We start from the raw sequence: 24487 nt of genomic DNA, 5'->3' as shown, positions 1-24487 counted from the left end.
TCAGAGGAGTGACCAGAAACGGTGAGCGAGACCAAGCTGCGCGACTACCTCAAGCGCGCGACGGCCAGCCTGCACGAAACTCGTCAGGAGCTGAAGGAACTCAAGGACAGGGACCGGGAGCCCATCGCGATCGTCGGCATGGGGTGCAGGTATCCCGGAGGGGTGGAGTCGCCCGAAGACCTGTGGGAGCTGGTCGCCTCGGGCACCGACGCGATCTCCACCTTCCCCGTGGACCGGGGGTGGGACGAGGACCTGTACGACCCCGACCCGGAGAAGCCGGGCAAGAGCTACACGCGTGAGGGCGGGTTCCTGCACGACGCGAACGGCTTCGACGCCTCCTTCTTCGGTATGAGCCCGCGTGAGGCGCTGGCGACCGACCCGCAGCAGCGGCTGCTCCTTGAAACCTCGTGGGAAGCGCTGGAGCGGGCGGGCATCGACCCGGCGTCCGCGCGCGGCAGCCGAACCGGCGTGTTCGTCGGCGTGATGTACAACGACTACGGCTCCCGCATCCAGGCCATACCGGAGGGCCTCGAAGGCCACCTCGGCAACGGCAGCGCCGGAAGTGTCGCCTCCGGCCGCATCTCGTACACCTTCGGCTTCGAAGGCCCCGCCGTGACCGTGGACACCGCGTGCTCCTCGTCGCTGGTGGCGCTCCAACTGGCCGTCCAGGCGCTCCGCAAGGGCGACTGCTCGCTCGCGCTCGCCGGTGGCGTGGCCATGATGGCGACACCAGGGGTGTTCATCGAGTTCAGCCGGTTGCGCGGCCTGGCCGCGGACGGACGCTGCAAGTCGTTCTCGAACGCCGCCGACGGCACCGGATGGTCCGAGGGCGCCGGCGTGCTGCTGCTGGAGCGGCTGTCCGATGCCCAGCGCAACGGGCACCAGGTGCTGGCCGTGGTACGGGGCGCCGCCGTGAACCAGGACGGGGCGAGCAGCCGACTGACGGCGCCCAACGGCCCCTCCCAGCAGCGGGTGATCCGCGACGCGCTGCGCAACGCCGGCCTGTCCGCGGCCGATGTGGACGCGGTGGAGGCACACGGCACCGGAACACCGCTGGGTGACCCGATCGAGGCGCAGGCGCTGCTGGCCACGTACGGCAAGGAGCGCTCCGGAGCCGACCGGCCGTTGTGGCTGGGCTCGTTCAAGTCGAACGTGGGGCACACCCAGGCAGCCGCGGGCGTGGGTGGCGTCATCAAGATGGTGATGGCGATGCGGCACGGCGTGCTGCCCAAGACGCTGCACGTGGGCGAGCCGTCGGAACACGTGGACTGGTCGGCGGGGGCGGTGTCGCTGCTGACCGAGTCGACCCCGTGGCCGCAGACGGGTGAGCGGCGCAGGGCCGGTGTGTCCTCGTTCGGTGTGAGCGGGACGAACGCGCACGTGATCCTGGAGCAGGCGCCGGAGGTTGAGCCGGCTGGCGACTCTGAGGCAGAGGTCACCGAGGGCCCGGTGGCCTGGGTGGTGTCGGGCCGTAGCCAGGAGGGGCTGCGGGCGCAGGCGGAGCGGCTGCGGGAGTTCGTGGCCGAGCGTCCGGAACTGGGCGCCGCCGATGTGGCGCGGTCCCTGGTCCTGACTCGGTCGGTGCTGGAGCACCGCGCGGTGCTGGTGGGCAGGGACCGGGACACGTTGCTGTCCGGCCTGAGCGCCGTCACGGAGAAGTCCGCTCGTCCGGGCGTGGTGGTGGGCGAGAGCGCGCCTCCCGGTCGTTCGGTGTTCGTGTTCCCGGGTCAGGGGGCGCAGTGGGTGGGTATGTCGGTGGGGTTGTTGGACTCCTCGCCGGTGTTCGCGCAGGCGGTGGCCGAGTGTGAGGCGGCTCTGTCGGCTCATGTGGACTGGTCGCTGACGGACGTGCTGCGTGGTGCTGAGGGTGCTCCCGGTTTTGATCGGGTGGATGTGGTGCAACCAGTGTTGTTCGCGGTGATGGTGTCGTTGGCGCGGTTGTGGCGTTCGGTGGGTGTGGTGCCGGATGCGGTGATGGGTCACAGTCAGGGTGAGATCGCGGCGGCGTGTGTGGCGGGCGCGTTGTCGCTGGAGGACGCGGCGAAGGTGGTGGCGTTGCGGTCGCGGGCCATCGCGGGTGGTCTCGCGGGTCGTGGCGGCATGGTGTCGGTGGGGTTGCCGGTGGACCAGGCGCGGGAGCGCATCGCGGGTTGGGGCGGTGCGATATCGGTCGCTGCGGTCAACGGCCCGGGTGCGGTCGTGGTGTCGGGTGATCCGGGTGCGTTGGATGAGCTGGTGGCGGAGCTTGAGGGTGAGGAGGTGCGGGTTCGCCGGGTGCCGGTGGACTACGCCTCGCACTCCGCGCATGTGGAGTCGATCCGCGAGGAGCTGCTGAAGGTCCTGTCGGGCCTGGAGCCGCGCTCGTCTGAGGTGCCGTTCTACTCGACGGTGTCGGGTGAGTTGGTGGATACGGCTGCACTGGACGCGGAGTACTGGTACCGCAACCTGCGGCAGACGGTCGAGCTGGAGGCCACGACCCGAATTCTCCTGGGCACTGGGCATGGTGTGTTCATCGAGGTGAGCCCGCATCCGGTGCTGACCCTGCCGGTCCAGCAGACGGTGGAGGCCGTCGAGGCGCAGGCCGTGGTGGTGGGGACCTTGCGGCGGGACGAAGGCGGCCTGGAGCGGTTCCTGACCTCCGTCGCCGAGGTGTTCGTGAACGGCGCCGAGGTGGACTGGGCCACTGTGTTGAAGGGCCGAGGCGGTCGGCAGGTCGACTTGCCGACGTATGCCTTCCAGCGGGAGCGTTTCTGGCTTGATGCCCCTGTGGGTGTGGGTGATGTGGGTTCGGTGGGGTTGGGTTCGTTGGGGCATCCGTTGTTGGGTGCGGTGGTGTCGTTGGCCAGCGGTGGCGGAGTGCTGCTGAGTGGGCGGTTGTCGCTGGCCACACATGAGTGGCTGGCGGATCACGCCGTCCACGGGGTCGTGCTGCTGCCCGGGACGGCGTTTGTCGAGCTTGTGGGGCAGGCCGGGGATCACGTCGGCTGTGGCCGGATTGAGGAACTCGTCCTTGAGACGCCGCTGATCCTGCCTGAGCACGGTGGGGTGCGCATCCAGGTCGAGGCGGGGGAGGCGGACGCTTCCGGCTTCCGTGAGGTGAGTGTGTTCTCACGGGAAGAGGCAGCGGCCGATGACGTGCCGTGGACGTGCCATGCCCGTGGTGTCCTCGCGCCGACGGCAGCCGCCGACGTGGCTCCCTTCGACTTTGGTGTGTGGCCGCCGGTGGGGGCTGAGTTGGTTGATGTGTCGGGTGAGTATGTGCGGGCTGCGGCAAGTGGGTTGGAGTATGGGCCGCTCTTCCAGGGGTTGAGGCGGGCGTGGCGGCGTGATGGTGAGGTGTTCGCTGAGGTCGAGCTTCCTGAGGGTGAGCGGGAGCGGGCGGGCCAGTTTGGTCTGCATCCGGCGTTGTTTGACGCGGCGTTGCACGCGATGGGTGTGAGTGAGGGCTTCGCGGGTGGTTCGGGGAGCTTGCTGCCGTTTTCCTGGCGTGGGTTCGTTCTGGAGGCGGTGGGGGCGACGTCGTTGCGGGTGCGGTTGGCGTCGGCGGATCACGGTTCGGGTTCAGGGTCGGGTGCGGTGTCGGTGTGGGTGGGGGATGAGTCGGGGCGCGCAGTCGCGTCGGTCGAGTCGTTGGTGTTGCGGCCGGTTGACGCGGGTCAGTTGAGTGCGGTGGGTGGGGTGGCGCGTGATGCGTTGTTCCAGGTGGAGTGGGTGGATGCGCCTGGGGTTGTGGTTGCGGGTGAGGTGGGGTCGGGGTCCCAGGTTGTGCGGGTGGTTTCTGGTGGTTCGGGTGTGGTGGGTGAGGTGTATGGGCGGGTTCTTGAGGTTCTGGAGCGGGTGCGGTCGTGGGTGGGGGATGCGGGTGAGGGTGAGGGTGTTGTGGGTGAGCGGTTGGTGGTGGTGACCCGGGGTGCTGTTGATGTGGGTGGTGGTGTGGTGGATTTGGCGGGGGCTGCGGTGTGGGGTTTGGTGCGGTCTGCGCAGTCGGAGAATCCTGGGCGTTTGGTGTTGGTGGACACCGATGATCTGGAGGGTGTTGAGGGTGTTCTTCCTGGGGTGTTGGCGTTGGGGGAGGAGCAGGTGGTGGTGCGGTCGGGTGTGGTGCGGGTGCCGCGTTTGGGTCGGGTGCCAGTACCGGATCCGTCGGGGTCGGGGGTGTTTGGTTCGGGTGCGGTGTTGGTGACGGGTGGTACGGGTGTCTTGGGTGGTTTGGTGGCTCGGCATTTGGTGGCTCGGCATGGGGTGAGGAAGTTGGTGTTGCTTTCTCGTCGTGGTGTGGGGGCTGAGGGTGCGGTGGAGTTGCGGGCGGAGTTGGAGGGTGCGGGTGCTGAGGTGGTGGTTGTGGCGTGTGATGCTGCGGATCGTGGGGTGTTGGCTGGGGTGTTGGCGGGGTTGCCTGAGGGTTTTGGGCTCAGTGGTGTGGTGCATGCGGCGGGTGTGTTGGATGACGGGTTGTTGACGTCGTTGTCGCGTGAGCGGGTTGAGTTGGTGTTGCGGGCGAAGGTGGATGCGGCGTGGAACCTGCATGAGCTGACTGAGGGGATGGGTCTGTCGGCGTTTGTGTTGTTCTCGTCGGCTGCTGGTGTGTTGGGGAGTGCGGGGCAGAGTAATTACGCGGCGGCGAATGTGTTTTTGGATGGTTTGGCGTCGTGGCGGCGGGCTCGGGGGTTGCCGGGTGTGTCGATGGCGTGGGGTTTGTGGGCCGAGGCCAGCGGCATGACCGGACACCTCGGCGAGAGGGACCTGCGCCGAGTGTCGCGTTCCGGTCTGGTGCCGCTCTCCTCCCAGGAGGGGCTTGAGCTGTTCGATGCGGCTCTGGTCTCGACTGCGGTCGTTCCGGTTCTCTTCCGGCTGGACGTCCCGGCGCTGCGCGCGCAGGGTGCCGAACTCCCCGCCCTCTTCCGCAACGTCGTGCCCGCTGTGACAGCGCGCCGTGTCGTGCGATCGGAGCAGGACGAGAGCCTTCCCCATGAACTGCGCCGGCGCCTCGCGGGCCTGCCGCGGGCATCGCAGGATCAGATGTTGCTGGAACTGGTCCGCGCGCAGACCGCGGCTGCCCTCGGACACGCCACCGCCGAGACCGTCAACACGCGACGGCCGTTCAAGGAACTCGGCTTCGACTCGCTGATGGGGGTCGATCTCAGGAATCGGCTCACCGCGGAGACAGGTCTGCGGCTGCCCGCCACGCTGGTTTTCGACTATCCGACCCCGATGGCGCTCGTCGGCCACATCCGTGACGAGATCCTGGGCGGAGACAGCGCTGCCTCCGCGGCGGGCGCGGCGGCGCTGGCCGCGCCGGGCACGCCGGTGGACAGCGATCCCATCGTGATCGTGAGCATGAGCTGCCGCTTTCCGGGTGGGGTGCGGACCCCCGAGGAACTGTGGCAGTTGGTCATGGCGGGCACGGATGCGATGTCCGAGTTCCCGTCCGACCGTGGGTGGGACCTTGAGCGCCTGTACGACCCGGACCCCGACCGCGAGGGCACGTACTACGCCCAGAACGGCGGGTTCCTCTACGACGCGCACCAGTTCGACCCCGCGTTCTTCGACATGAGTCCGCGCGAGGCACTGGCGACCGACCCGCAGCAGCGGCTGCTCCTTGAGACCTCGTGGGAGGCGTTCGAACGGGCCGGTATCGACCCCACGACCAAGCGGGGCAGCCGGTCCGGTGTGTTCGTGGGCGTGATGTACAACGACTACGGCACCCGGCTGCGGCAGGTTCCCGAGGGCTTCGAGGGATCGCTCGGCAGCGGAAGCGCCGGAAGCGTGGCATCCGGTCGTATCTCGTACACGCTCGGTCTTGAGGGACCCGCGGTGACGGTGGACACGGCATGCTCGTCGTCGCTGGTCGCCCTACACCTGGCCGCGCAGGCGCTGCGCCAGGGCGAATGTGACCTGGCGCTCGCCGGAGGCGTCTCGGTGATGTCGTCGCCCGGTGCGTTCGTGGAGTTCAGCCGGCAGCGTGGCCTGGCCCCCGATGGCAGGTGCAAGCCGTTCGCGGACGCCGCGGACGGTACGGGCTGGTCCGAGGGCGTGGGCATGCTGCTCCTGGAGCGGCTGTCCGACGCCCGGCGCAACGGCCACCAGGTGCTGGGCATCGTGCGCGGTTCGGCGGTCAACCAGGACGGCGCCAGCAACGGTCTCACGGCGCCGAACGGGCCGTCACAGCAGCGGGTGATCCGGCAGGCGCTGGCCAGCGCCGGACTGTCGGCGGCCGAGGTCGACGCGGTCGAGGCGCATGGCACGGGCACGACACTGGGTGACCCGATCGAGGCGCAGGCGCTGCTGGCCACCTACGGCCAGGGCCGGCCGGAGGGTCGTCCGCTGTGGCTGGGCGCGCTGAAGTCGAACATTGGTCATACGCAGGCGGCTGCGGGCGTGGCTGGGGTCATCAAGATGGTGATGGCGATGCGGCATGGTGTGTTGCCGCAGTCGCTGCATGTGGATGAGCCGTCGCGGCAGGTGGACTGGTCGGCGGGTGCGGTGCGGCTGCTCACGGAGGCCACCCAGTGGCCTGAGACCGGGCGTCCGCGTCGGGCTGGTGTCTCGGCCTTCGGTGTGAGCGGGACCAACGCGCACACCATCATCGAGCAGGCTCCGGCGGTCGGTGAGGAAGAGTCCGGGGCCGGGGAGGTTCCGGCTTCCGGTGTCGACAGTGATGTGGTCACGTGGTTGCTGTCGGCTCGTGGCGCGGAGGCGCTGCGGGCGCAGGCGGCGCGGCTCAGGTCGTTCCTGTTGGAGCGGGACGAGTGGAGCGCGTGGGATGTCGGCCACTCGCTGGTGGCGACGCGGTCGATGTTCGAGCACCGTGCGGTGGTGTCGGGCGCGAGTCGTGCGGAACTCCTCGCCGGACTTGAGGCCGTCGCATCCGGCGAAGCCGCCCCGGGACTGGTTCAGGGCGAGGCGAACGCGTCCGGTCTACGGGCGTTCCTGTTCTCGGGTCAGGGCGCGCAGCGCCTGGGTATGGGTCGGGAGTTGTACGAGGCGTTCCCGGTGTTCGCGCAAGCTCTGGACGAGGTGTGCGCGCACCTGGATGTCGTGCTTGACCGTCCGCTGAAGGAAGTGGTGTTCGCGGCGGAGGGCAGCGCGGATGCTGAGCTGCTGGACGGGACCGCGTTCACGCAGCCCGCGCTCTTCGCCGTCGAGGTGGCGCTGTTCCGGTTGCTGGAGCACTGGGGTGTCACTCCGGATGTGGTGATGGGTCACTCGGTGGGTGAGATCGCTGCCGCGTATGTGGCGGGGGTGTTCTCGCTGGAGGACGCGTGTGCGCTGGTGGCCGCACGTGGTCGGTTGATGCAGGCGCTGCCGGAGGGTGGCGCGATGGTGGCCATCCAGGCATCGGAGGGGGAGGTCGCGGGCTCGCTGGTCGGTCGTGAGGCCGAGGTGAGCATCGCGGCGGTCAACGGTCCGACGGCCGTGGTCATCGCGGGTGACGAGGCCGCCGTATCGGAGATCGTCGGGCAGTGGGAGCAGCAGGGGCGCAAGACCCGTCGCCTGCGGGTCAGCCACGCCTTCCACTCGCCCCGTATGGACGCCATGCTGGGCGACTTCCGCAAGGTCGTCGAGGGGCTGTCGTTCGCCCCGCCGACCATCGCGCTGGTCTCCAATGTGACCGGTGAGCCAGCGGGCGCGGACGACGTGTGCTCGGCGGAGTACTGGGTGCGGCATGTGCGGCAGGCGGTGCGGTTCGCGGACGGGGTGCGGGCGCTGGAGAAGCTCGGGGTGACCTCGTTCCTGGAGGTGGGTCCCGACGGTGTGCTCACCGCGATGACGCAGGACTGCCTGCGGGCGGACGCGGGTCCGGCCTCGGTCGTGGCACCTGTTCTGCGTAAGGACCGCGCGGAGGTGCAGGCGCTGACGGCGGCGTTGGCCGAACTCCATGTGCACGGTGTCGAGGTGGGTTGGGAGCGGGTCTTCGCCGGGCGTGGTGCGCGGACGGTGGAGCTGCCGACGTACGCCTTCCAACGTCAGCGCTACTGGCTGGAGGACCCGGCGGAGGCGTCGACCAGCTCCGTGCCGGGTGGTTCCGCCGTGGACTCGGTGGACGCGCGGTTCTGGGACGCGGTGGAGCGGGAGGACCTGGAGGCACTGGCGGAGACGCTGGACATCGACGGGAGCGGTTCGCTGGGCGAGTTGCTGCCCGCGCTGTCCTCGTACCGCCGTCAGCAGCGCGAGCGGACCACGGTCGACGGCTGGCGTTACCGGGTCTCCTGGAAGCCGGTTCCGGAGACGGCGGTGGGGACACTGTCGGGCGCCTGGCTGCTGGTGGTGCCCGCCGGGCTCGCGGACAGCGAGTTCACCGAGACGATCTCCCAAGGGCTCGCGAAGTCCGGCGCCCGTGTCGTACCGCTGGCGGTGGACCCGGACGCGGACCGCGACGTGCTCGCCCGGGCACTGCTGGCCGCGGTCGACGGCGAGTCCGAGGTCCGGGTGCTGTCGTTGCTCGCGTTGGACGAGGAGCCGATGGCCGGGCATCCGCTATCCGCTGGCTTTGCGCTGACGCTGTGGCTGGTGCAGGCCGTGGCAGGGCTGGGGGTGCGCGCTCGGCTGTGGTGTGGCACTCGGGGCGCGGTGTCGGTGGGCCGTTCCGACCGGCTCGCGAGCGCCACACAGGCGCAGGTGTGGGGCCTCGGCGGCGTCGCGGCGCTTGAGCAACCGCAGCGTTGGGGTGGGCTTGTCGACCTTCCCGAGTCGTTGGATGAGCGTGCTGTGTCGCGTCTGGTCGGGGTGTTGGCGGGTGTGGGGGGTGAGGATCAGGTCGCGGTGCGTGGTTCGGGTGTGTTCGCCAAGCGGTTGGTGCGCGCTTCGGCTCCTCAGGCCGTGGGTGGTGAGGGGTGGCGTGTGGGTGGTTCGGTGTTGGTGACGGGTGGTACGGGTGCGTTGGGTGGTCATGTGGCTCGTTGGTTGGCTCGTCGGGGTGCTGAGCATCTGGTGTTGACGAGTCGTCGTGGGTTGGGGGCCGAGGGTGCCGCTGAGTTGAAGGCCGAGTTGGAGGGTCTGGGGGCTCGGGTGTCGGTGGTGGCGTGTGATGTGGCGGATCGTGAGGCGTTGGTGGCGGTGTTGGCGGGTGTTCCGCGGGAGTTGCCGCTGACTGCCGTGGTGCATACGGCGGGTGTGTTGGATGACGGTGTGGTGGATGCTCTGACGGTGGAGCGGGCGGCTGGGGTGTTGCGTCCGAAGGTGGTTGCGGCGCGGAACTTGCACGAGTTGACGGCTGATATGGGCTTGTCGGCGTTTGTGTTGTTCTCGTCGGCGGCGGGTACGTTGGGTGGGCCGGGTCAGGGGAGTTATGCGGCGGGTAACGCGTATCTGGACGCGTTGGCGTTGCAGCGGCGTGCGGATGGTCTTCCGGCGACGTCCATCGCCTGGGGCGCCTGGGCCGGCAGCGGTATGGCGGTCGACGGGGAGCTCGAAGAGCAGATGCGGCGGGGCGGCATGGCCCCGATGGACCCGGACCTGGCCATCTCCGCGCTTCAGCGTGCTCTCGACCTGGACGAAGCCTTCCTCCTCGTGGCCGATGCCACATGGGAGCGGCTCGCGGGCGAGCTGGGAGCGGACCGGACGACAGCGTTGCTGAGCGAGCTGTTGGAGACGCGGCGGCCGACGGCGTCACTGACGCCTTCCGACCCGGCGGCGACCGAGTCGGCGGCGACCGAGCTGCGCACCAGCCTGGAGGCGCTGCCCTCGGCGAAGCGTCAGCGCCAACTACGCAAGCTGGTGCGCCAGCACGTCGCCGCGGTCCTGGCGCACACGGCCCCGGACGCCATCGGGAATGACCGGTCGTTCACCGAGCTGGGGTTCGACTCCCTGACGGCTGTTCAGCTTCGTAACCGGCTGGGCGCGATCACCGGCCTGGAGCTGCCGACCACTTTGGCATTCGACTACCCGAACCTCATCGCCCTGGCGGAGCACCTGGAAGCAGGCATGTTCCCGCAAGGCGGTGGGGCCGAGCGGAACGGCTCGGAAGAGGACCGGATACGCGAGGCGTTGGCCTCCGTTCCGCTCGCGCGTTTCCGTGAAGCCGGGCTCATGGACACCCTGCTCGAACTCGCTCAGATATCGGAGAGCGGTTCCGAGTCGGCGCCGCAAGAAGTACTGAGTAGCGCGGTCGACACGATGGATGTCGATGACCTCGTCCAGAGGGCTCTGGGCGGCGCTGACCTTTGATGTTGTTGGAAGTGTGGAGCTACTGATGGCTACGTCCTCCGAAAAAGTTGTCGAAGCGCTGCGCGCCTCTCTGCGGGAAAACGACCGCCTCAAGCTACAGAACCAGCGTCTGGTCGCGGCCTCGAAAGAGCCCATCGCCATCGTCGGTATGAGCTGTCGCTTCCCCGGCGGCGTGCGCACCCCCGAGCAGCTCTGGCAACTCGTCATGGATGGCGTCGATGCCATCTCCGAGTTCCCGACCGATCGCGGTTGGGAGAACGAGACGCTGTACCACCCGGACCCGGACAACCCGGGGACGAGTTACACCCGTGAGGGCGGCTTCCTCTACGACGCCGACGAGTTCGACCCGCAGTTCTTCGGGATGTCTCCGCGTGAGGCGCTGGCGACCGATCCACAGCAGCGGCTGCTGCTGGAAGCCTCGTGGGAGGCGTTCGAGCGAACCGGTATCGACCCCGTCTCCCTGCGCAACAGGCCGGTCGGGGTGTTCGTCGGCACGAGTGGCCTGGACTACGCGACCCATCTCTACGAGGTGGGAGGCGAACTGGAGGGCTATCTGACGGGCAGTGCGGCCAGCGTGGTGTCAGGCCGTATCTCCTACACCTTCGGCCTTGAGGGGCCGGCGGTGACGGTGGACACGGCGTGTTCGTCGTCGCTGGTCGCGCTGCACCTGGCCGCGCAGGCGCTGCGCCAGGGCGAGTGCGACCTGGCGCTCGCCGGTGGCGTGTCGGTCATGTCGTCGCCCGGTTCGTTCATCGAGTTCAGCCGGCAGCGTGGGCTGGCGGTCGACGGCCGGTGCAAGCCGTTCGCGGAGGGCGCGGACGGCACGGGCTGGTCCGAGGGTGTCGGCTTGCTGCTGGTGGAGCGGCTGTCGGACGCGCGCAAGAACGGTCATCCGGTACTGGCGATCGTGCGGGGTTCGGCGGTCAACCAGGACGGTGCGTCCAACGGCCTTACGGCGCCGAACGGTCCGTCGCAGCAGCGGGTGATCCGGCAGGCGCTGGCCAGCGCCGGACTGTCGGCGGCCGAGGTGGACGCGGTGGAGGCGCACGGTACGGGTACCACGCTGGGTGACCCGATCGAGGCGCAGGCGCTGCTGGCGACCTACGGCCAAGGGCGGCCTGAGGAGCAGCCGTTGTGGTTGGGTGCCATCAAGTCGAACATCGGGCACACGCAGGCCGCCGCCGGTGTCGCGGGCATTATCAAGATGGTGATGGCCATGCGGCACGGCACCCTGCCGAAGATCCTGCATGTGGATGAGCCGTCGAGCCAGGTGGACTGGTCGGCGGGTGAGGTGCGGCTGCTGACGGAGACCACCGCGTGGCCCGAAACCGGCCGTCCGCGTCGGGCGGGTATCTCCTCGTTCGGGCTGAGCGGGACCAACGCCCACACCATCATCGAACAGGTGCCGGAGGCCGACCTCGATGAACAACAAGAGGCGACCGCCCCCCAGGCCGACGTGGCGAAGCAGCCCACCGTCCTGCCGTGGCTGGTGTCCGGTAAGAGCGCGGAGGGGCTGAGCGCCCAGGCGCGCCAGCTCCATGCCCACATGAGTGCGCATCCGGAGTTGTCGCCGACCGATGTGGCCTTTTCCCTGGCCACGACCCGTTCGGTTTTCGATCACCGAGCGGCCGTGGTCGCCGAGGACCGTGATGGCCTCCTCCGCGCCCTGGAGGCTCTGGCCAACGGTGAGAACGTGGCTCAGGTCGTCCAGGGTGTGGCACGGACGGAGGACACCCTCGCGTTCCTGTTCTCGGGCCAGGGTGCGCAACGCCTCGGTATGGGGCGTGAGTTGTACGACGCCTTCCCGGTGTTCGCCCGCGCCCTGGACGAGGTGTGCGCGCACCTGGACGTACTTCTTGACCGTCCGCTGCGAGAGGTGATGTTCGCGGCGGAGGGCAGTGCGGATGCCGAGCTGCTGGACCGGACCGCGTTCACGCAGCCGGCGTTGTTCGCGGTCGAGGTGGCGTTGTTCCGGTTGCTGGAGCACTGGGGTGTCTCCCCGGATGTGGTGATGGGTCACTCGGTGGGTGAGATCGCTGCCGCGTATGTGGCGGGGGTGTTCTCGCTGGAGGACGCGTGCACGCTGATCGCGGCGCGTGGCCGGCTGATGCAGGCGCTGCCGGAGGGCGGCGCGATGGTGGCGGTGCAGGCGTCCGAGGAGGAGATCGCCGGCTCGTTGGCCGGTCGTGAGGCCGAGGTGAGCATCGCGGCCGTGAACGGTCCGACGGCCGTGGTGGTCGCGGGTGACGAGGCCGCCGTATCGGAGATCGCCGGGCAGTGGGAGCAGCAGGGTCGCAAGACCCGTCGCCTGCGCGTCAGCCACGCGTTCCACTCGCCGCGTATGGACGCCATGCTGGACGACTTCCGCCGCGTCGTGGGAGCCCTGTCGTTCGCCTCGCCCTCCATCGATCTCGTCTCCAACGTCACCGGCAAGGTGGCGGACGCGGAGGTGTGCTCGCCGGAGTACTGGGTGCGGCATGTGCGGGAGGCCGTGCGGTTCGCGGACGGTGTGCGGACGCTCGACGCGCAGGACGTGACCACCTTCCTGGAGGTGGGCCCCGACGGTGTGCTCTCGGCGATGGCACAGGACTGCCTGGCGGAACGGGGCGATTCCGGCTCGGCGCCCGTAGTCGTGCCGGTGCTGCGCAAGGACCGCTCAGAGGTCGTCGCCCTGACCACGACGCTGGCGCGGCTGCATGTCCATGGCTCCGTTGTCGACTGGCGGCCGGCGTTCGACGGCCTCGAAGCTCGCAGGGTCGACCTGCCGACCTACCCGTTCCAGCGTCAGCGCTACTGGATCGAGAAGTCCGCCGACGGATCATCCGGTGTTGACGCCGGCATCCGGGACGAGGTGGACGCGTGGTTCTGGCAGGCCGTGGAGCGCGAGGATCTCGCAGCGCTCGCCAAGACGCTCGACTTCGATGACGAAGCGACGCTGGGCGCGGTTCTGCCCGCGCTCTCGGCGTACCGGCGCAGCAGCCGCGACCAGTCGACCATCGATGGTTGGCGTTATCGGGTGTCGTGGAAGCCGGTTGGGGATGTGGTGGGTGGGTCGTTGTCGGGGACGTGGTTGGTGGTGGTCCCGGGGTCGTGTGTTGGTGGCGAGTTGGTGGCGGGGGTTGTGTCGGGGCTTGAGCGGCATGGTGCGGGTGTGGTGTCGCTGGTGGTGGATGAGGGGGACTTCGGGCCTGGGGTGTTGAGCGGGCGGTTGCGCGAAGTCCTCGGTTCTGCGCCGGAGTTGAGTGGTGTGGTGTCGCTGCTTGCTCTGGCTGAGGGGGTGTGTGCGGGGTATCCGGGGTTGTCTGTTGGTTTTGCTTCGTCGTTGGTGTTGGTGCAGGGGTTGGTGGAGGTGGGTGCTGGGGGTTTGTTGTGGTGTGTGTCGCGGGGTGCGGTGTCGGTGGGGCGTTCGGATCGGTTGGCGAGTGCTGTGCAGTCGCAGGTGTGGGGCCTTGGTCGGGTGGTGGGGTTGGAGCACTCGGGGTTGTGGGGTGGTCTGGTTGATCTGCCTGAGGTGTTGGATGAGCGTGCGGTCGCGCGGTTGGTGGGTGTGTTGTCTGGTGGGGTCGGTGAGGGTGGCGAGGATCAGGTCGCGGTGCGTGGTTCTGGTGTGTTCGTGCGTCGTCTGGCCCGGTCGGCGGCGCCTGTCGCTGACGTGGCGTCGTGGCGGACGCGTGGGACGGCGTTGGTCACTGGTGGTACGGGTGCGCTGGGTGGTCGGGTGGCCCGTTGGGCTGTGGAGCAGGGCGCCGAGCATGTGGTGTTGACCAGCCGCCGTGGTCTTGACGCGCCTGGTGCCGTGGCGTTGCGGGATGAGTTGGTGGGGCTGGGTGCCCGGGTGACGGTGGCGGCGTGTGATGTGGCTGACCGTGAGCAGTTGGCCGCGGTGCTGGATGCCGTGCCTGAGGAGTTTCCGTTGCGGGCTGTGTTCCACGCCGCGGGTGTGGAGCAGGTGACGGAGCTTATGGGTGTGGGGTTGGCGGATGCGGCATCGGTGGTGTCGGGCAAGGTGGCCGGCGCCATCAACCTGGACGCGTTGTTGGGTGATCGTGAGTTGGACGCGTTCGTGGTGTTCTCCTCGATCGCGGGTGTGTGGGGTAGTGGTGGTCAGGCTGCTTATGGTGCGGCCAACGCCTACCTGGACGCGTTGGTGGAGGATCGTCGGGGTCGGGGTCTTGCTGGTACGGCTGTGGCGTGGGGGCCGTGGGCGGAAGGCGGTATGGCGGCCGGTGACAGTGGTGACCAGTTGGCTCGTCGTGGTCTGTCCGCGATGGCGCCCGAGCTGGCGCTTACGGCGTTGCGTGGTGCGGTCGCGGGTGATGACGGTGTGGTGACGGTCGCCGACGTGGACTGGGAGCGGTTCGCGCCCTTGTTCACTTTGGAGCGGCCGAGCCCGTTGCTCGGTGACCTGCCCGAGGTTCGGAGGGCACTCGACGCCGCGAGCTCGTCCGGTCAGGCAGGCGACGCGTCGACGGGGTTGCGGGAGCGTCTGGCGGGGCTGACCGAGGCCGAGATCGACCGGGCTCTGCTCGACCTCGTGCGTGGTCAGGCGGCGGCGGTGCTCGGTTTCGCGGGTGCGGAGGTGGTGGAGCCGGGGCGGGCGTTCAAGGAGCTTGGTTTCGATTCGCTTACCGCGGTGGAGTTCCGTAATCGGTTGAACGCGGAGACGGGGTTGGTGTTGCCGGCCACGTTGGTCTTCGACTTCCCGAGTTCTGTGGTGCTGGCTGGTCATCTGCGTGCCGAGGTGTTGGGTACGCGGGAGGCGGTGGCGGTGCCTTCGGCGGTGGTGGCCTCGGTCGATGATGACCCGATCGCGATCGTCGGGATGAGCTGCCGTTTCCCGGGCGGCGTCGGAAGCCCCGAGGACCTGTGGCGACTCGTGGCCAGCGGTGGTGACGCCATCTCCGACTTCCCGTCCGACCGTGGTTGGGACGTGGACGGGATGTATGACCCGGACCCCGAGCGTCTGGGCACCTTCTACGCCCGTGAGGGTGGCTTCCTGCACAACGGGGGCGAGTTCGATGCCGCCTTCTTCGGGATCTCGCCGCGTGAGGCCCTGGCCATGGACCCGCAGCAGCGGCTGCTGTTGGAGACATCCTGGGAGGCGTTCGAGCGCGCCGGTATCGCTCCCACCTCCGTACGTGGCCGCCAGATCGGCGTGTTCGTCGGAGCCGCGACGTCGGGCTACGGAGTCGGGCACGACGGAGCGGCCGGGGAGCTGGAAGGGCAGATCCTGACCGGCAACGCGACCTCGGTCGTCTCCGGTCGCATCTCCTACACGCTGGGTCTTGAGGGGCCGGCGCTGACGGTGGACACGGCGTGCTCGTCGTCGCTGGTCGCCCTGCACCAGGCCGCGCAGGCGCTGCGTCAGGGTGAGTGCGACATGGCGCTCGCCGGCGGTGTCACCGTCATGGCCACACCCGGTGCGTTCGTGGAGTTCAGCCGCCAGCGTGGCCTGGCCCCCGATGGCAGGTGCAAGCCGTTCGCGGACGCCGCGGATGGCACGGGCTGGTCCGAGGGTGTGGGCATGCTGCTTGTGGAGCGGCTGTCGGACGCGCGGCGCAACGGTCACGAGGTACTGGCGATCGTGCGGGGATCGGCGGTCAACCAGGACGGTGCCAGCAACGGTCTGACCGCGCCGAACGGGCCGTCCCAGCAGCGGGTGATCCGGCAGGCACTCGCCAACGCCGGAGTGTCGGCGGCCGATGTGGACGTGGTGGAGGCGCACGGTACGGGTACGACGTTGGGTGACCCGATCGAGGCGCAGGCGCTGTTGGCCACCTACGGTCAGGAGCGGCCGGAGGGTCGTCCGCTGTGGCTGGGTTCGCTGAAGTCGAACCTCGGTCACACCCAGGCTGCGGCCGGCGTGGGCGGCATCATCAAGATGGTGATGGCGATGCGGCATGGTGTGTTGCCGCAGTCGCTGCATGTGGATGAGCCGTCGCGGCAGGTGGACTGGTCGGCGGGTGAGGTGCGGCTGCTGACGGAGGCCACGGAGTGGCCCGAGAGCGGGCATCCGCGTCGGGCCGGTGTCTCCGCCTTCGGTGTGAGCGGGACCAACGCGCACACCATCATCGAGCAGGCCCCGCCGGTCGAGGACGAGGCGCAGCCTGCCCCGACAACCCCGGTCGAGGATCACGGCATCGTGCCCTGGGCGCTTTCCGCCAGGAGCGCGGAGGCTCTGCGCGCCCAGGCCGAGCGGCTCCGGTCGTATCTGGTCGAGCGTGCCGAGCTGGGCGCGCTGGATGTGGGCTACTCGCTGGTGGCGACCCGCGCGGCGCATGAACACCGCGCGGTGATCGTGGGTGCCGACCGCGCGGAGTTGTTGCGCGGCGTCGAGGCTGTCGCGACCGGTGAAGTGGCGCCCGGAGCGGTACAGGGCGTCGCGAACACCTCGGGTGTGATGGCGTTCCTGTTCTCGGGCCAGGGCGCGCAACGCCTGTGTATGGGTCGGGAGTTGTACGAGGCGTACCCGGTGTTCGCCCGCGCCCTGGATGAGGTGTGCGCGCACCTGGACGTCGTGCTTGACCGCCCGCTGCGGGACGTGATGTTCGCGGCCGAGGGCAGTGCGGATGCCGAACTGCTGGATCGGACGGGGTTCACGCAGCCGGCGTTGTTCGCCGTCGAGGTGGCGTTGTTCCGGCTGCTTGAGCACTGGGGTGTCACCCCGGACGTGCTGATCGGTCACTCCGTTGGTGAGATCGCCGCCGCGCACGTGGCGGGGGTGTTCTCGCTGGAGGACGCGTGCACGCTGGTCGCGGCGCGTGGCCGGCTGATGCAGGCGCTGCCGGAGGGTGGCGCGATGGTCGCCATCCAGGCGTCCGAGGAGGAGATCGCCGAGACGCTGGCCGGTCGTGAGACCGAGGTGAGTGTCGCCGCCGTGAACGGTCCGACGGCCGTGGTGATCGCGGGTGACGAGGCCGCCGTACTGGAGGTTGCCGCACAGTGGGCCGAGCAGGGCCGTAAGACCAGCCGCCTGCGGGTCAGCCACGCCTTCCACTCGCCCCGTATGGACGCCATGCTCGGCGACTTCCGCAAGGTCGTCGAGAGGCTGTCCTTCCAGACGCCGTCGATCGCGCTGGTGTCGAACGTGACCGGTGAGGCGGCGGGTGCCGACGAGGTGTGCTCGCCGGAGTACTGGGTGCGCCATGTCCGGGAGGCCGTGCGGTTCGCGGACGGGGTGCGGGCGCTGGAGAGGCTGGGCGTGACCCGGTTTGTCGAGGTCGGCCCCGACGGTGTGCTGTCCGCCATGGCGCGCGACTGCCTGCGGGCGGACGCGGGTTCGGCCCTGGTCGTGGCACCTGTTCTGCGTAAGGACCGCGCGGAGGTTCTGGCGCTGACGGCGGCGTTGGCCGAACTCCATGTGCACGGTGTCGAGGTGGGTTGGGAGCGGGTCTTCGCCGGGCGTGGTGCGCGGACGGTGGAGCTGCCGACGTACGCCTTCCAGCGTCAGCGCTACTGGCTGGAGGACCGTGCGCAGGCTTCGCCTGGTTCCGCGGTGGACTCGGTGGACGCGCGGTTCTGGGACGCGGTGGAGCGGGAGGACCTGGAGGCGCTGGCACAGGCGCTGGACGTCGACGGAGGTGGCTCGCTGGGTGAGTTGCTGCCCGCGCTCTCCTCGTACCGCCGTCAGCAGCGCGACCGGGCCACGGTCGACGGCTGGCGTTATCGGGTCTCCTGGAAGCCGGTTCCGGAGGCGGCGGCGGGGACGCTGTCGGGCGCGTGGCTGCTGGTGGTGCCCGCCGGGCTCGCGGACGGCGAGCTGACCGTCACGATCACACAGGGGCTGGAGGAGCACGGCGCTCGCGTCGTACCGGTGTCGGTCGACGGCGACACGGACCGCGATGGGCTCGCCGAGTTGCTGCTCGCCGCGCTCGGTGACGAGCCCGACGCGAGTGTGCTGTCGTTGCTCGCGCTGGACGAGGAGCCGTGTGCCGCGGAGCCGGTGGTCGCCGCCGGGCTCGCGCTGACGCTGCGGCTGGTGCAGGCCGCGGCCGGGTTGGACGTGGGCCTTCGGCTGTGGTGTGCCTCGCGGGGCGCGGTGTCGGTGGGCCGTTCGGACCGGCTCGCGAGCACCGCGCAGGCGCAGGTGTGGGGCCTCGGCCGGGTGGCGGCGCTGGAGCACCCGCAGCTCTGGGGCGGGCTCGTCGATCTGCCCGAGACGTTGGACGAGCGCGCCGTGGCGCGGCTGGCCGGTGTGCTGTCCGCGGAGGACGGTGAGGACGAGACGGCGATCCGGGGCTCCGGTGTGTTCGGCCGGCGGCTGGTGCGTACGGCATCCACGGGCGGCGAGGCATGGCGACCGAGTGGCTCGGTGCTGATCACCGGGGGTACGGGTGCGCTGGGCGCGCATGTGGCGCGCTGGGCGGTGCGTGCGGGTGCCGAGCACGTGGTGCTGACCAGCCGTCGTGGGCTCGCGGCGGAGGGTGCCTCCGAGCTGGGGGCGGAGCTGGAAGGGCTCGGCGCCTCCGTGCGGGTGGTGGCCTGTGACGCCTCCGACGGGGATGCGCTGGCCGAGGTGCTGGCGGCAATTCCCGAGCGCTACCCGCTGCGCGGTGTGGTGCACGCGGCCGGCGTGCTGGATGACGGCGTCCTGGACGGCCTGACCATCGAGCGGCTCGCCGGGGTGCTGGGGGCGAAGGTCGAGGGCGCGCGGCTGCTGCACGAGCTGACGGCCGACCTGGAACTGGACGCGTTCGTGCTGTTCTCGTCGTTCGCCGGCGTGGTGGGCGGTGCCGGACAGGGTGCCTACGCGGCGGCGAACGCGTATCTGGACGCGCTGGCCGTGGCGCGCCGTGGTGCCGGGCTGGCCGGTACGGCGGTGGCCTGGGGACCCTGGGCCGAATCCGGTATGGCCGCGAGCGGCCGTGCGGGGGAGCGGGTGCGCGGTGGCGCGGTGTCCGCGATGGCTCCGGCGCTGGCGGTGGACGCGCTGAGCTGGGCCGTCGGCCAGGAGGAGGCGTCGCTCGTCGTCGCGGACGTCGACTGGGAGCGCCTGGCCCCGGCGTTGGCCGCCGCGCGTGGCGGCACTCTCGTCAGCGGCATCCCCGAGGCGCACGAGCACCTGGCCACGGACGACGACGGCGCCGGTACGCAGGCGGCCACCTTCGCCGGGAGGCTCGCCGGACTGTCGGCGACCGAACGCAACGAGGCCGTGCTGGAGCTGGTCCGCGGCCACGCGGCCTCGGTGCTCGGCCACACATCGGCGGACTCGATCGAACCCGGCCGCGCCTTCCGCGACCTCGGGTTCGACTCCCTCACGGCGGTCGAGCTGCGCAATCGGCTGGACCTCGCGACCGGCCTGCGCCTCCCGGCGACGCTCGTCTTCGACTACCCGACGGCCGCCGAACTGGCCGACTACCTGGACGCCGAGGCGTTCGGCACGGCCCGGCCGGCCCTCGACACCGCCCAGCCGAACGCGGTGGCCGTGGACGACGAACCCATCGCGATCGTGGCGATGAGCTGCCATTTCCCCGGAGACGTCCATACCCCGGAGGACCTGTGGCGGCTGGTGGCCGAAGGCGCCGACGCCATCTCCGCGTTCCCCGCCGACCGCGGTTGGGACCTCGACGCGCTGTACAACCCCGACCCCGAGCGGCTCGGCACGTCCTACGCCCGCGAGGGCGGCTTCCTCTACGACGCCCCGCGGTTCGACGCCAGGTTCTTCGGGATCTCCCCGCGTGAGGCGCTGGCCATGGACCCGCAGCAGCGGCTGCTGCTTGAGACCTCGTGGGAGGCGTTCGAGCGCGCCGGTATCGCTCCCGAGTCGCTGAGAGGCGCCCGGGCGGGTGTGTTCGTCGGAACGAACGGCCAGGACTACGCCGGATTGTGGGTGGACTCCCAGGGCGACCTCGAAGGCCACCTGGGCACGGGCAGTGCGGCCAGCGTGGTGTCGGGCCGTATCTCCTACACCTTCGGTCTCGAAGGACCCGCGGTGACGGTGGACACGGCGTGTTCGTCGTCGCTGGTGGCACTCCATATGGCCATACAGGCGCTGCGCCAGGGCGAGTGCGACCTGGCCCTTGCCGGCGGCGTGTCGGTGATGTCGACACCCGGCGCCTTCGTGGAGTTCAGCCGGCAGCGTGGGCTGGCGGTCGACGGCCGGTGCAAGCCGTTCGCGGACGCGGCGGATGGTACGGGTTGGTCCGAGGGTGTGGGCTTGCTGCTGGTGGAGCGGCTGTCGGACGCGCGGAAGAACGGTCACCCGGTGTTGGCGATCGTGCGGGGTTCGGCGGTCAACCAGGACGGTGCGTCCAACGGCCTTACGGCGCCCAACGGTCCCTCGCAGCAGCGGGTGATCCGGCAGGCGCTGGCGAGTGCCGGACTGTCCGCTGCCGAGGTGGACGCGGTGGAGGCGCACGGTACGGGGACGACGTTGGGTGACCCGATCGAGGCGCAGGCGCTGCTGGCCACCTACGGCCAGGGGCGGCCTGAGGAGCAGCCGTTGTGGTTGGGTGCCATCAAGTCGAACATCGGGCACACGCAGGCGGCGGCCGGTGTCGCGGGCATCATCAAGATGGTGATGGCGATGCGCGAGGGCGTGTTGCCGAAGATCCTGCATGTGGATGAGCCGTCGAGTCAGGTGGACTGGTCGGCGGGTGAGGTGCGGTTGCTGACGGAGGCCACCGCGTGGCCCGAGACCGGCCGTCCGCGTCGGGCGGGCATCTCCTCGTTCGGGCTGAGTGGGACCAACGCCCACACCATCATCGAGCAGGCGCCGGAGGCCGGGCAGCCCGCGGCTTCGGACGCCGTGGCTCCCGCTTCCACTCCGGTTTCGGCCACCGAGACCGTCGACTCGGCGACAGTGGTGCCGTGGCTGCTCTCGGCCAAGAGCCAGGAGGCGTTGCGGGCACAGGCCGGGCGGCTGGCCGCGCATGTGGCGGCCCGGGGCGACCTCGGTGTGCTGGATGTGGGGTACTCACTGGCGGCCAGGTCGGTGTTCGAGCACCGTGCCGTGCTGGTCGGCGAGGACCGGGCGACCCTTCTGCGTGGTCTTGAGGCCGTGGCCGAGGGCGGAATCGCCTCCGGTGTGGTCCAGGGGCAGGCGGTGTCGGGCGGTAAGACGGCGTTCCTGTTCTCGGGTCAGGGTGCGCAACGCCTGGGTATGGGGCGTGAGTTGTACGACGCCTTCCCGGCGTTCGCTCAGGCTCTGGACGAGGTGTGCGCGCACCTGGACGTACTTCTTGACCGTCCGCTGAAGGACGTGATGTTCGCGGCGGAGGGCAGTGCGGATGCCGAACTGCTGGATCGGACGGGGTTCACGCAGCCGGCGTTGTTCGCCGTCGAGGTGGCGTTGTTCCGGTTGCTGGAGCACTGGGGTGTCTCCCCGGATGTGGTGATGGGCCACTCGGTGGGTGAGATCGCCGCCGCGCATGTGGCCGGGGTGTTCTCGCTTCAGGACGCGTGCACGCTGGTCGCGGCGCGTGGCCGGCTGATGCAGGCCCTGCCGGAGGGTGGCGCGATGGTCGCCATCCAGGCATCTGAGGTGGAGGTCGCTGCCTCGTTGGCCGGCCGTGAGCACGAGGTGAGCATCGCGGCGGTCAACGGACCGACGGCCGTGGTGATCGCCGGGCACACGCGAGCGGTCCAAGAGGTGGCGGACGCATGGACGGCGATGGGGAAAAAGACTAGGGGATTGCGGGTCTCACATGCGTTTCACTCTTACCTCATGGACAGGATGTTGGACGAGTTCGGCCAAGTAGTCCGTGAGATCCCTTTTGCGTCGCCGACCGTGGCGCTGGTCTCCAACGTGACTGGCGGGCTGGCCTCGGAGGGGGAGGCGTGTTCTCCGGACTACTGGGTCCGGCATGTGCGTGAGGCGGTTCGGTTCGCGGATGGGGTGCGTTCGCTTGAGGCGTTGGGTGTGACAAGGTTCTTGGAAGTCGGTCCGGACGGTGTGCTCACCGCCATGGCGCAGGACTGCCTCGCGGCACACGCCGAGGACGCCTCGGCGGCGGTTCTGGTCCCGGTGCTGCGTAAGGAGCGACCCGAAGCAGGGTCTTTGATGACGGCGCTTGCCGAACTGCACGCACACGGTGCCACGGTGGGCTGGGAAGCGATATTCGCCGGGCACGGTGCCGGCAAGGTGGAGCTGCCCACCTACGCGTTTCAGCGGGAACGGTTCTGGCCCGAGGTATCCGCGTCCGGCGGCGGCCGGAATTCCGGCTCGACGGCCGCGGACTCGGTGGACGCGCGGTTCTGGGAAGCGGTCGAGCGCGAGGATCTCGAAGCGCTCGCCGAGGCGCTCGACGTCGATCGCGATGCGCCGCTGAGTACGGTCATGCCCGCGCTGTCCGCGTACCACCGGAGCAACCGCGAGCAATCCACGATTGATGGTTGGCGTTATCGGGTGTCGTGGAAGCCGGTTGGGGATGTGGTGGGTGGGTCGTTGTCGGGGACGTGGTTGGTGGCGGTCCCGGGGGCGTGTGTTGAGGATGAGTTGGTGGAGGGGGTTGTTTCGGGGCTTGAGCGGCATGGTGCGGGTGTGGTGTCGCTGGTGGTGGACGAGGGGGACTTCGGGCCTGGGGTGCTGAGCGGGCGGTTGCGCGAAGTGCTTGATTCTGCGCCGGAGTTGAGTGGCGTGGTGTCGCTGCTTGCTGTGGACGAGGGTGTGTGTGGGGGGTATCCGGGGCTGTCTGCTGGTTTTGCCTCGTCGTTGGTGTTGGTGCAGGCGTTGGTGGAGGTGGGTGCTGGGGGTTTGTTGTGGTGTGTGTCGCGGGGTGCGGTGTCGGTGGGGCGTTCGGATCGGTTGGCGGGTGCTGTGCAGTCGCAGGTGTGGGGTTTGGGCCGGGTGGTGGGGTTGGAGCACTCGGGGTTGTGGGGTGGTCTGGTTGATCTGCCTGAGGTGTTGGATGAGCGTGCGGTCGCGCGGCTGATGGGCGTGCTGTCTGGTGGGGTCGGTGAGGGTGGCGAGGATCAGGTCGCGGTGCGTGGTTCTGGTGTGTTCGTGCGTCGTCTGGCCCGGTCGGCGGCGCCTGTCGCTGATGTGACGTCGTGGCGGACGCGTGGGACGGCGTTGGTGACCGGTGGTACGGGTGCGCTGGGCGGCCGGGTGGCCCGCTGGCTGGTGGGTAACGGTGCCGAGCATCTGGTGTTGACCAGCCGCCGTGGCCTTGGCGCGCCGGGTGCGCCCGAGTTGCGTGAGGAGCTTGAGGCCCTGGGCGCCCGGGTGACGGTGGTGGCGTGTGATGTGGCTGACCGTGAGCAGTTGGCCGCGGTGCTGGATGCCGTGCCTGAGGAGTTTCCGTTGCGGGCTGTCTTCCATGCGGCAGGCGTGGAGCAGGCGGCGGAGCTTGCGGGGATGGGGTTGGCGGATGCCGCCGGTGTGATCTCCGGCAAGGCGTCGGGTGCCGGGCATCTGGACGCGTTGCTGGGTGATCGTGAGCTGGACGCGTTCGTGGTCTTCTCCTCGATCGCGGGTGTGTGGGGCAGTGGTGGTCAGGCTGCTTACGGTGCCGCCAACGCCTACCTGGACGCGTTGGTGGAGGATCGTCGGGGCCGGGGTCTTGCTGGTACGGCTGTGGCCTGGGGGCCGTGGGCGGAAGGCGGTATGGCGGCCGGCGACGGCGGTGATCAGTTGGCTCGTCGTGGTCTGTCCGCCATGGCGCCCGAGCTGGCGCTTGCGGCGTTGCGTGGTGCGGTCGCGGGTGATGACGGTGTGGTGACGGTCGCCGACGTGGACTGGGAGCGGTTCGCGCCCTTGTTCACCTTGGAGCGGCCGAGCCCGCTGCTCGGCGAACTGCCCGAGGTCGTATCGGCCCTGGAGCAGGCCCGAGTCGCCGAGGAGAGCCAGGCCGAGGGCGGATCGGCACTGCGGGAAAGGCTCCTCGCGCTGGCTCCGAGCGAGCGGCAGCGCGCCGTGCTCGACCTGGTGCGCGGTCACGCGGCGGCGGTTCTCGGATTCGCCGGTATGGAAGGCGTGGAATCCGACCGAGCCTTCAAGGAATTGGGGTTCGACTCGCTCACCGCGGTGGAGTTCCGTAACCGGCTGAACTCAGATACCGGGCTGAGGCTGCCCACCACTCTGGTCTTCGACTACCCCAACGCAAAGGCGCTGGCAGAGCACGTAAGGGCGGGCGTCCTGCCCGACGAAGGGGTATCCGCCTCCCCGCTGATCGCGGATCTGGAAAAGCTTGAGGCATCACTTTCCACGGCCGAACCGGACGATGCCGGGCGAACGGCCATCGCGGCTCGACTCCACGTACTCCTTGCCAGGCTGAACGGCGACGAGAGCGGAGCGAAGGACGCTGAGAGCATCACGCAGCGGCTTGACGGGGCGTCCGACGACGATCTCTTCGATTTCATCGAGAACGAGCTCAGCTAA

Annotated in this window: 2 protein-coding genes; both read left to right on the top strand. The window is 69.6% G+C overall.

Annotated features, from left to right (window positions below; all coding sequences use genetic code 11):
• Positions 1 to 21 precede the first annotated feature (21 nt).
• Positions 22 to 10167, top strand: coding sequence for a type I polyketide synthase (locus tag H7H31_RS05685; RefSeq protein WP_187117808.1), 10146 nt, complete (start codon positions 22 to 24; stop codon positions 10165 to 10167).
• A 25-nt stretch (positions 10168 to 10192) separates the two neighbouring features.
• Positions 10193 to 24487: a type I polyketide synthase gene (locus tag H7H31_RS05680; RefSeq protein ID WP_187117807.1), complete on the top strand. Its 14295-nt coding sequence runs from the start codon at positions 10193 to 10195 to the stop codon at positions 24485 to 24487.

Origin of the sequence: Streptomyces buecherae (assembly GCF_014295035.1) — a bacterium.
GTDB lineage: Bacteria > Actinomycetota > Actinomycetes > Streptomycetales > Streptomycetaceae > Streptomyces > Streptomyces youssoufiensis.
Note: the sequence above shows the minus strand (reverse complement) of the source record. Positions and strands in the feature narration are given on the sequence as shown.

What these genes read in the sequence shown, in the direction of transcription:
- H7H31_RS05680 (WP_187117807.1), top strand. Translation starts at nt 10,193, where the DNA reads ATGGCTACGTCCTCCGAAAAAGTTGTCGAAGCGCTGCGCGCCTCTCTG.